General features: G+C 30.3%; 8 protein-coding genes. 3 read left to right on the forward strand and 5 right to left on the reverse strand.

The window, feature by feature from the left end; genetic code table 11:
- The coding region (locus FWJ34_RS15475) for a lipid-A-disaccharide synthase (RefSeq protein ID WP_308256238.1) at window positions 1–912 on the reverse strand (912 nt) is incomplete at its 3' end.
- A 5-nt stretch (window positions 913–917) separates the two neighbouring features.
- Entirely contained in the window at window positions 918–1,763 is an 846-nt protein-coding gene (locus FWJ34_RS15480) for a GNAT family N-acetyltransferase (protein WP_308256239.1), read from the reverse strand.
- Between the two features lie 106 nt (window positions 1,764–1,869).
- Between FWJ34_RS15480 and FWJ34_RS15485 the strand changes: the two genes are divergently transcribed.
- Complete coding sequence (locus FWJ34_RS15485) at window positions 1,870–3,150, forward strand: TldD/PmbA family protein (RefSeq protein ID WP_308256240.1); 1,281 nt, start codon at window positions 1,870–1,872, stop codon at window positions 3,148–3,150.
- A gap of 612 nt (window positions 3,151–3,762) precedes the next feature.
- On the opposite strand, the gene cobQ is transcribed toward FWJ34_RS15485, so the two are convergent.
- Entirely contained in the window at window positions 3,763–5,250 is a 1,488-nt protein-coding gene (gene cobQ / locus FWJ34_RS15490) for a cobyric acid synthase CobQ (protein ID WP_308256241.1), read from the reverse strand.
- 247 nt (window positions 5,251–5,497) lie between these two features.
- Here cobQ and FWJ34_RS15495 point away from each other — a divergent pair, with 247 nt between their 5' ends.
- Together FWJ34_RS15495 and FWJ34_RS15500 are read left to right on the forward strand one after the other, a co-directional pair.
- Complete coding sequence (locus tag FWJ34_RS15495) at window positions 5,498–6,337, forward strand: leucine-rich repeat domain-containing protein (RefSeq protein WP_308256242.1); 840 nt, start codon at window positions 5,498–5,500, stop codon at window positions 6,335–6,337.
- Window positions 6,338–6,425: 88 nt separating this feature from the next.
- Complete coding sequence (locus tag FWJ34_RS15500) at window positions 6,426–7,277, forward strand: alpha/beta fold hydrolase (RefSeq protein WP_308256243.1); 852 nt, start codon at window positions 6,426–6,428, stop codon at window positions 7,275–7,277.
- A gap of 1 nt (window position 7,278) precedes the next feature.
- On the opposite strand, the gene FWJ34_RS15505 is transcribed toward FWJ34_RS15500, so the two are convergent.
- A complete protein-coding gene (locus FWJ34_RS15505; protein WP_396232009.1) occupies window positions 7,279–8,727 on the reverse strand; it encodes an NAD(P)/FAD-dependent oxidoreductase in 1,449 nt (482 codons plus the stop codon).
- A 1-nt stretch (window position 8,728) separates the two neighbouring features.
- On the reverse strand, window positions 8,729–9,628 hold the full coding sequence (locus tag FWJ34_RS15510) for a glycosyltransferase (RefSeq protein WP_396232011.1): 900 nt from the start codon (window positions 9,626–9,628) through the stop codon (window positions 8,729–8,731).
- Window positions 9,629–9,647: the final 19 nt, after the last annotated feature.

Consider the following 9,647-nt stretch of genomic DNA (forward strand, 5'->3'; position numbering starts at 1 on the left):
TAGTAAAACAATCATGGGTATTCCTAAAGATCCTAACTGAGCAGTATTTGCTCCTACAGTTGTTAAACAAATATCACACTTTATCAATTCTTCATAGCAAGGAAATTCGGTAATTAATTTAATGTTTATTCCTCCTGATGTTTTTAAATAAAGTTGATTTTTTTCTATAATTAATTCCCCTGTTACTCCTCCTAAATCATTAATTAAAGGGTTATTTTTTTTATCACCATAATAGGCTAAATTTTCTGGAGAAATTGTCGGAGCAAGAGGTATAATAAATTCAATATTACATTTTTTGTGTCTAATATATTCGGCGATCGCCATTAAAAAAGGAACACCTTGAGTTAATTTACTTGATTTTGATCCGGGTAATAAACCAATTTTTAAAGTATCTTGATTATCATTATTTTTTGCTTGATTTAAAATACTAACATCTGCCATTAAATCTCCAACAACACTACATTTATTCTGAAATTGAATAGGTATTTTATCAATAACAGATTGACTCATAACAGCAAAATAATCAATGTAGCGATACCAACGGGCATCCCATTCAGCATAAATTAAACTTTGATAACCTAATCTTTTGGCAATAACTAAAGTAAAAAATTGATCACCACCTAAAAAGATGATTAATCCTTGAGAATACCAATCCCAATTATCCTTAGTTTTACCTAATAAGAAAAAAGCCGAAAAATCTACTGCTGATAGAATACGATTAATTTCCTGCCATTGACTAGCAATTTGAACTTCATTGCCTGTAGCGTGAGGACAGGGTGATAAAATTAAAGAAATCCGAACTTTATCTTGGGGTATAGTTAAATTAGCCCGAATTTGTTTAACGACGGGTAAAACCCATGTAGTAATTTCTCCCGGACCATTAGATAATATTACGATGTCAAAATTACTCATGATAATTAACCTAATTCTAAACTTGTTACGCCAAAAATTTTATTAATAGCTATATCAGGAAAATTTTTATTATACATTCTTGCCGCTTCAAAAACAGGATACATTGCATATTTTTTTACTAATTGTTGAGCTAATAAATTACTACTAGGTATGTCTATAAAAACAGGCAAATCTTTTTTATCAGCAATTAAACCTTGATAAATAATATCGGCTACCTCAAAATTATCAGCAAATAAAGCACCGATACGATAACCATTTTCTGCCGGGCGAATTACTCCATAACCTTGTAATTTATGATTATTTATGAAACCTAAAGCGATAGTTTCCTTTTGTTGAATCCAATTATGTAAAAAACCTTGACGATTAGTAGGAAAACATTGCCTATCATAAGTGATTAATTCTTCCCAAGAAATTCGATTTAAGTCAATTAATTTATCGGATATTTTTCCGCCTCCTATGCCTTGATAACGGATATGATTATAAGCGATTTTAAAACCAGATTTTTCATAGTTTTTTTGTTGAGCAATTACACCATCTAAACCAATATTTCTGTTTCCTAAATATTCCATAGCTTTTTGCCAAAGTTGTATGCCAAAACCTTGATTTCTAAATTCTGATTGAACAATATAAAAACCTAAAAAACCAAAAGTTAAATCATAGGCAATTGCTGAAATACAGCCTATCGGTTGATCATTTAATTCTCCGATAAAAAAACCTTTTGGATCTGTATAATAAAATGTTTGACTATCATATTTACCCGGATTCCAACCTTCAAAAGCCGCCCAACTAAGCATTAAATTTACTTCTGATTCATTAACGATAGTACGAATTAAAAAGTTTTCTTGTGTCATTATTCTCAATAAATTTATTACAAAATTATGATTTAAAATCCTTTTACTCAGGTGAAATCAGGTTATAATCATTCACATTATTAAAAGTTAGGCTTATTTTAAAGTTATGTTGGCAGAAGAATTATTAGAATTAACCATCAAAAAAGGTATTACTGAGGTAGAAGTATATCAAGTACAATCCCTTTCTCGCCCTATTTCTTTTGAAGCCAATCGTTTAAAACAAATTGAAAGCTCACAAACCACTGGCATAGCTTTAAGATTATGGCAAAATAACTGTCAAGGTTTAGCCGTTGCTTATGGTGATTTTAATGCTGATGATTTAATTGATAAAGCCTTAGCTATTTCTGAACTAAATGAGCCAGAACAACCACTGTTAAACGATAATAATCATTTAATTTACCCTAATTTTGTCAATGAGCCCGATCTTAATAATTTAATTTCTCAAGGCAAAAATGCCATTGCCACGATTACAGAAAAATATCCTGAAGTAATCACAAATTTGGATATAGAGTGGGAAACAGAAACAACAACACTTCTCAACTCTCATGGTTTATATTGCTTACAAACTGACAATAGTTATAGTGCCTCTTTAGGTATTGAATTAGTAAGAGATGAGGATTTTTTAGGCATTTATGACGGTGAATATAGCCATGACGAAATTGATTTACAGAGAATAATTAATACCGTTTTACAGAAATTACAATGGGCTGAAAAAAACACCTCAGTGAAAAATGGTAAAAAGCCCGTGTTATTTACTCCCAATGGGGCAATAACTTTATGGGAAACCGTCTGCCAAGCCTTAAACGGTAAAAGAATTTTGGATAAATCTTCTCCTTGGAGTGAATCCTATGGGAAAAAAATTGTTTCTTCCTGTCTGTGTTTAAGTCAACAACCGAATTTACAACCTTACAATTGCCCCTTTGACGATGAAGGCACAATAACTCAACATCTAAATTTAATCAATCAAGGAGTTTTAAATAGTTTTTACAGCGATAACAAAACTGCTCAACAATTAGCTACAATTAGTACTGGTAACGGTTTTCGCCCCAGTTTAGGTAGTTATCCTACACCTGATTTAGTTAACTTAGTAATACAAGAAAGTAATTTATCCCAAGCTCAATTAATCGAAAATATCGAAGATGGCATTATTATTGACCAAATTTTAGGAGAAAGTGCTGATATTTCAGGGGATTTTTCCTTCAATATTAACTTAGGTTATCACATTAAAAAAGGAGAAATTGTCGGTAGAATTAAAGACACCATGGTAGCGGGTAATATTTATCAAGCCTTAAATAGAGTCAAATCCGTGGGAAATGATCTTACATGGACTAGTTCTTGTTATACTCCTTCCATTGTTATTGATGCACTTTCCTTGATTTCTGGTTAAAAAATAATCAAGATCCAAGGCGTAGAATCTCATAAGTAAGTTACAATAGAGAAGACGGAGACAAAGTTTCCGTTCACTCCTCACACCATAACCCGCTCTTACATTGTAGGGGCGGATTTCTCTTGACAACCTGATATTTATTATCTTCCAAAAAGTTAAACCCACCATAGAGACTAGGCGGGTTATTTTATATTCGATAAATTAGGATTCAAAAAAATTATCTCAAAAAACTTGAGTTACTATGGGTTAACAACTATCGACTAATCTAATCTTCTCACCACCGAGCTTCGAGTATCCCAAAATCACATCCTAGAATTTAACTCAACGAACGGAACTAGAACAAGCAGCAAGACACTACCGCAGACTATTAAACGCCTCTTCTTTAGACTTTTATCTAAACTACAACCACAACAGTCGAGCTAAATTATCTTAGAAGTTACAGTTTTGATTAACGATTAGTTAGTATGACCAGAGCAGAGGGTACGAACTCTAATCTAACTTTTGTAAAGGGGTTTTCCTCCTTTTTTGTACCTATCAACTAATATAAATCTTTTTTTTAATTTAGGCTCTAAAAAAGTAAATTTTGTAATATTTCTTCATAATTAGCAAAGATTAATCATTCAAAATCGGATCTAAGTTAAGATGTTTTTCGATTAAATCTGTTAAGGAATCGAGTAATTCTTCTCTTTGTTGACGATAATTACTTATGCCCGTAGGTAATGATGGTAAACCTCGTTTTTTTCTTAAATTATTTAACCATGCCCTACGCCATGCACCATTATCGAAAATACCATGAAGATAACAACCCCAAATTGATTGTGTTTCATTAACTAAGCCTAAACTGTCATCATTGAATAAAGAAAAATAACGAATTTTACGCAATTTACTTAAAGACGGAATCAATTCTGTATATCCTTGATGAATTTCATAACCATCTACTGGTAAATCTTTTTGAGGATAGTTGGCAGCGACTTCTCTTTGCCGAGTAATTTTTTCAGGTTTTAAGGTGGTTTTGATGGGTAATAAATCTAATCCTTGACAATCTGCCTCTAATCCTTCAAGATTTTCTGGATCTAATATTTGATGTCCTAACATTTGAAATCCACCACAGATACCTAAAATAGTCCCTCCTGATTCTACATAATCTTTAATTTGTGACATCATGCCTGTTTTTTCGAGCATTTTTAAGTCGGTAATAGTAGTTTTTGTGCCGGGTATAATCACCGCATCTGGATAACCAAGAGTTTGATTCGGTTCGATATATTCTATTAATATACTTTCTTCGGCTTCGAGAGGATCAAAGTCGGTAAAATTAGAAATATGGGGCAATTTTATAATATTAATTTTTAACTCATAATTTTTCTTTTTGTTAGATCGCTTCAGTAATCCCAGAGAATCTTCTGAGGGTAAAGCCGATTCAAACCAAGGAATTACCCCTAATACTGGAATTTTAGTATAGTCTTCTAACCATTTTATCCCTGGATCTAATATTGTTTGATCTCCTCTAAATTTATTGATTACAATGCCCTTAATTAGCGATCGCTCTTGAGGATCTAATAGTGCTAAAGTACCTACAATATGAGCAAAAACTCCCCCCCTTTCAATATCAGCAATAAGAATAGTGGAAGCATTGAGATGTTTTGCTACTCGCATATTAGTTAAATCACGATGTTTAAGATTAATTTCTGCTGGGCTACCGGCTCCTTCACATACCACTAAATCAAATTCTTGAGCCAGAATATCTAAACTTTCAGTAATAGCTTCCCAACCTTTATCAAAATAATTTTCATAATATTGTTTTGCATTGGTGACACCGACAACATCTCCTTTCATAATAACTTGAGAAGTCATGTTACCTTGAGGCTTCAATAAAATGGGATTCATTTCTACCCTAGGTATAGTTTTAGCACCCCATGCTTGTAGTGCTTGAGCATAACCAATTTCTCCCCCAGTAGCAGTTACATAGGCATTCAACGCCATATTTTGTCCTTTAAAAGGAGTAACTAACCAACCTTTACGCCATAATAAACGACATAAAGCTGTAACAAGAGATGATTTTCCAGCGTGGGATGTTGTACCCACTACCATAATTGCTTTCATTTATATTTTAGAACTAAATAATTAAGTTTAACTGATGATAAAAAAAGTTGTTGTTAGGGTAAATTTAAAAGTCATGACACAATTAAGATTAAGATAATTGAGTGAATGTTTATGGTTTATTATAAAAGCGATAGCTTTGGCAAGGGGCTTAAATCTTTATATTGGATAATAGAGTGTTTCTATTTTCAGAACTTATATAAGATTGCTATATTAAGATCTTTTAACATTATGATGTGAGAGTAACAAAATGTTTTTATTAAAATCGAGTTTAATATTTAGTTTGGCACTAACTACGATTATTAATTCATCAGCCATAGCTGAAACTAATGCTAACATGATCAGTTTTAATGATTGGTGTCGTCAAGAAGCAACTTTACCTGAAGCTACTCAAAAAACTATTAATGCTGTTGTCAGTGTCTTAAAAGTTGAAAATTGTCAACAGGCGGCAGAAATTGTGCCAAAAGTTTTTAGTATTAATATTAGTAGTAAAGGTATCTCCGATTTACGCCCTTTAAGTAGTTTTGTTAATATTACTGAATTAACTTTATATGATAATGAGATTAGTGATATTTCTCCCCTAAAATCTTTAACTAATTTACAAAAATTAATTATTGGTCATAATAAAATAACAGATATTTCACCGTTAAAATCTTTAACTAATTTAGAAAAACTTTATCTGAGTGGCAATCAAATTAATGATATTAAACCTTTATCTTCTGTAACTAACTTAAAGACATTATATCTGAATCAAAATAATATTAGTGATTTAACACCTCTAGAAAATTTAACTAATTTGGAAGAGTTATATGCTAAAGATAATAAAATTGAAGACTTAAAACCTCTTGATGATTTAACTAATTTACAAGAGTTATATTTAGATAATAATAAAATTTTTGATTTAACTCCTTTAACTAAACTGAAAAAATTAGAAGAATTATCTCTTAATAATAATAATATCACTAATTCTAATGTAGAATCTTTATTTGATTTAGATAATTTAAAACAACTTTATATTCATAATAACCCCGTCTCTAGTCAATTTTGCCCTAATAATAAACAGGCACTTTGTTTTATCCGCAATCGATAATTAATGAGGAATTAGCAAGGGGTTTAAACCTCTTGTTAGGAATTAGGAATTAAGAATTAATTATATAAATTTAACAATTATAAACACAATGACTATTAATGAAAATAAAATAAAAATTGCCTCCTTAGAATGGTTTTATCGGGAAGGATTTCCCACTGAAAATAATCATAAAACTCCTGTTATTTTACTTCATGGTTTACTTTCTCAGAGTTTTTCTTGGTTAGAAATTATGCCTATTTTAACAGAATATGGTTATCGAGCTATTGCACCTGATTGGTTAGGTTGGGGGTTATCAGACATACCAGATAAACGAGATTTTGACTATACACCTTCTGCTTATTTAACTGCATTTGCCGAATTTATTGATGAGTTAAAACTAGAAAAAATTTCCTTAGTGGTGCAAGGTTTTTTAGCAACCGTTGGCATTCAATACGCTTTAAAATATCCTGATAAAATTGATAAATTAATTATTCTCAATACTCCTATTTTTTCTACTGCAAAATTACCTTGGCAAATTGCTCAATGTGGTATTCCTTTCTTAGGTGATATGGTAACACAAGATCCTTTAATAGTCGATCGAACTTTAGAAAAAGGCTCAGGTTTTGTAATTTCAGATCAAAATTTAGCCTTTTATCGTAAACCAATTGTTACCTCATCTTTACCCGGTAGAACATTAGTAACGGTGGTAAAAAAATTACAATTAAAACAAGTTACCGCAGAAATAGAAGCTGGTTTAAAACAATGGGAAAAACTCTGTTTAATTATATGGGGAAAAGATGATCCTTGGCTAGAATTTTCCCCTGTAGAAACTTTAGTAAAAAGTAATAATAATTTAAAATTAATAACCATTGAAGAAGCAAAACACTATCCTCAAGAGCATTTTTCTAAGGAAATTTCACCCATGATAGTGAATTTTTTAGGCAGTTTTAATAACCCCTAATTTATTTGATAAATTCTTCATAGTAAGATCGTTCTGTATTAACTTCCCATAAATCGTGTTTTTCACCTAAGATATTTTTAGCGGCTAATAATCCAGTTAACATGGAATGATCTTGATTATTATAACGGTGCATTCCATTTCTACCAATTGTTTGTAAATTTTCAAAAGTGCCTAAATAATCTTTAATGATAGTTAAATATTGATAATAATTTTTGTCATAAACAGGATAGGCTTTTTTCTGACGTAAGACTGTGCCTCCTTCAACTAATTTATATTTAGCTAATCCTAATTCTTTTAATTCTTTAGTAGCTAATTTGATCAATTCTGAGTTAGATAAATTCCATAAATCATCACCTTCTGAACAAAAATATTCCATTCCTAAACAAGTTTTCGTTAAATCAGGTACCATTTTTGGACTCCAGTTTTTAAAATTCTGAATTCTACCTACTTGAAAATTTGGAGCATGAATATATATCCAATTGTCGGGAAATAAATCTTCCGCATCAATAATTAAAGCTACAATTAAAAAGTCTCTATAGTTTAATTTATTCGCTACTTTTAAAATATTTTCTGGTGGCTTTGGTTCAATTATATTTAATAATTTTGTTAAGGGCATACTAAAAATAAAATGTTCTCCATTTATAGTCTTTATTTCTCCTTTTTCTTCTACTTCAATTGATAATATTTTTGTACTTTTTCGATTAATTTTAATAATTTTACTATTTAATTGTACCTTTCCTCCTTTATTTTCGATCGCATCTGCAAATGCTTCCCACATCATTCCGGGGCCAAGAATAGGATAATCAAATTGATTAATTAAACTTTTAGCGTTACTTTTACCGAATATAATATTAATTATTGCTTCTTTTAAAGATAATCCTTTTATTCTTTGTTTTGCCCATTCAGCTTGAATTAGATTACAAGGAATTCCCCACACTTTCTCTGTATAAGTTTTAAAAAAAGTGTGATATAGCCTTTCTCCAAAACAATGAATTATCCAATCTTCAAAAGTTTCAGCTTCTTTTTTATCTACAATAAATCTTAATTTTGCTTTCAGATAACTTAAAATAATTAAGGAACTTTCTATTAAACCTAAGTTAAATAATGTACTTTTTAAAGATAAAGGATAATCAAAAAATTTGCCCTGATAATAAATACGAGATAAACGAGAGACTCGAATAAAATTATCTCCTAAAACTTCTCGCCATAATTGTTCTATTTGTTTTACCTTAGTATAGAAACGATGACCACCAATATCAAAACGATAACCCTCATAAACTTCAGTTCGAGATATTCCACCGACTAAATTTGCTTGTTCTAAAACTAAAGGTTGATGATTATTTTTTACTAATTCATAAGCACAAGTTAAACCAGCAGGACCGGCACCAATTATAATAATGTTTTGGGAATTTATTTTCATTAATTTTGAAAAAATACAATCTTCTTTTATATTATAAATTATCTAGTTCATTAAAAAAAAATCCTATGGTATTAGATACTTGGGAAATAATAAATAGTATGATTATTTTAATATTTTTGATTTCTAACTCACTTTTAAGGGGATATATTAAAAGATTAACATAAAAATTAATCGGCTCTATTTTTATAGTTGTTAATTTTTTTTTGGCTTTAATTTGGTGAAAATGTTTTGCTCCTTTTCCATAATTTAGATGTTGTCGCCAAAAAGTTTTTAGAGTTAAATAATGAGAATGTTCTACTTGCGCTTTTGGTAAATAAATCATTTGATAACCTTGATTATAAATGCGATCAAACAATTCCCGATCTTCTGCCGCCGCTAAGGGAAAAGTAGTATTAAAACCGCCTATTTTTTCAAAAATTAATTTAGGAATAGCAAAGTTATTCGATGTAAAAAACTTAGATTGTTCAGGTATAGCATTATAATAACTATAGAGATAATCGACTAATTTTTGACTAGCTTCTGAATAAATATTTTCCTTAAGTTTATTGATAGTATAACCGCCTAATATTGCATCAGGATTTTGGGCAAAACCATCAGCAAAAATAGACAACCATGAAGGAGTTACTTCACAATCATCATCGATAAAAGCAAGATATTTTCCTTGGGCTTGAGAAACTCCATTATTTCTTGCGGTAGCCGGACCTGAATTTTTTTGTTGAATAAATTTTAGCTTAATTAGGGGTTGAAAATAATTAATAATTGATTCTAAAGATTGAGGACTACCATCATCAACAATAATAACCTCAAATCGATTGATTGGATAATCTAATTTTGTTATAAATTCAAGACATTTTTTTAGGTTTTCAGGACGATTATAAGTAGGGATAATGATAGAAAAAAAAGGTAGTTTATTTTTTCCGATTGACATCATCTTATTATTAATAGTATAT

This window comes from Geminocystis sp. GBBB08 (assembly GCF_016743215.1).
Classification (GTDB): Bacteria; Cyanobacteriota; Cyanobacteriia; order Cyanobacteriales; family Cyanobacteriaceae; genus Geminocystis.

What these genes read in the sequence shown, in the direction of transcription:
- FWJ34_RS15510 (WP_396232011.1), bottom strand. Translation starts at nt 9,628, where the DNA reads ATGATGTCAATCGGAAAAAATAAACTACCTTTTTTTTCTATCATTATC.
- FWJ34_RS15500 (WP_308256243.1), top strand. Translation starts at nt 6,426, where the DNA reads ATGACTATTAATGAAAATAAAATAAAAATTGCCTCCTTAGAATGGTTT.
- FWJ34_RS15495 (WP_308256242.1), top strand. Translation starts at nt 5,498, where the DNA reads ATGTTTTTATTAAAATCGAGTTTAATATTTAGTTTGGCACTAACTACG.
- FWJ34_RS15480 (WP_308256239.1), bottom strand. Translation starts at nt 1,763, where the DNA reads ATGACACAAGAAAACTTTTTAATTCGTACTATCGTTAATGAATCAGAA.
- FWJ34_RS15485 (WP_308256240.1), top strand. Translation starts at nt 1,870, where the DNA reads ATGTTGGCAGAAGAATTATTAGAATTAACCATCAAAAAAGGTATTACT.
- cobQ (WP_308256241.1), bottom strand. Translation starts at nt 5,250, where the DNA reads ATGAAAGCAATTATGGTAGTGGGTACAACATCCCACGCTGGAAAATCA.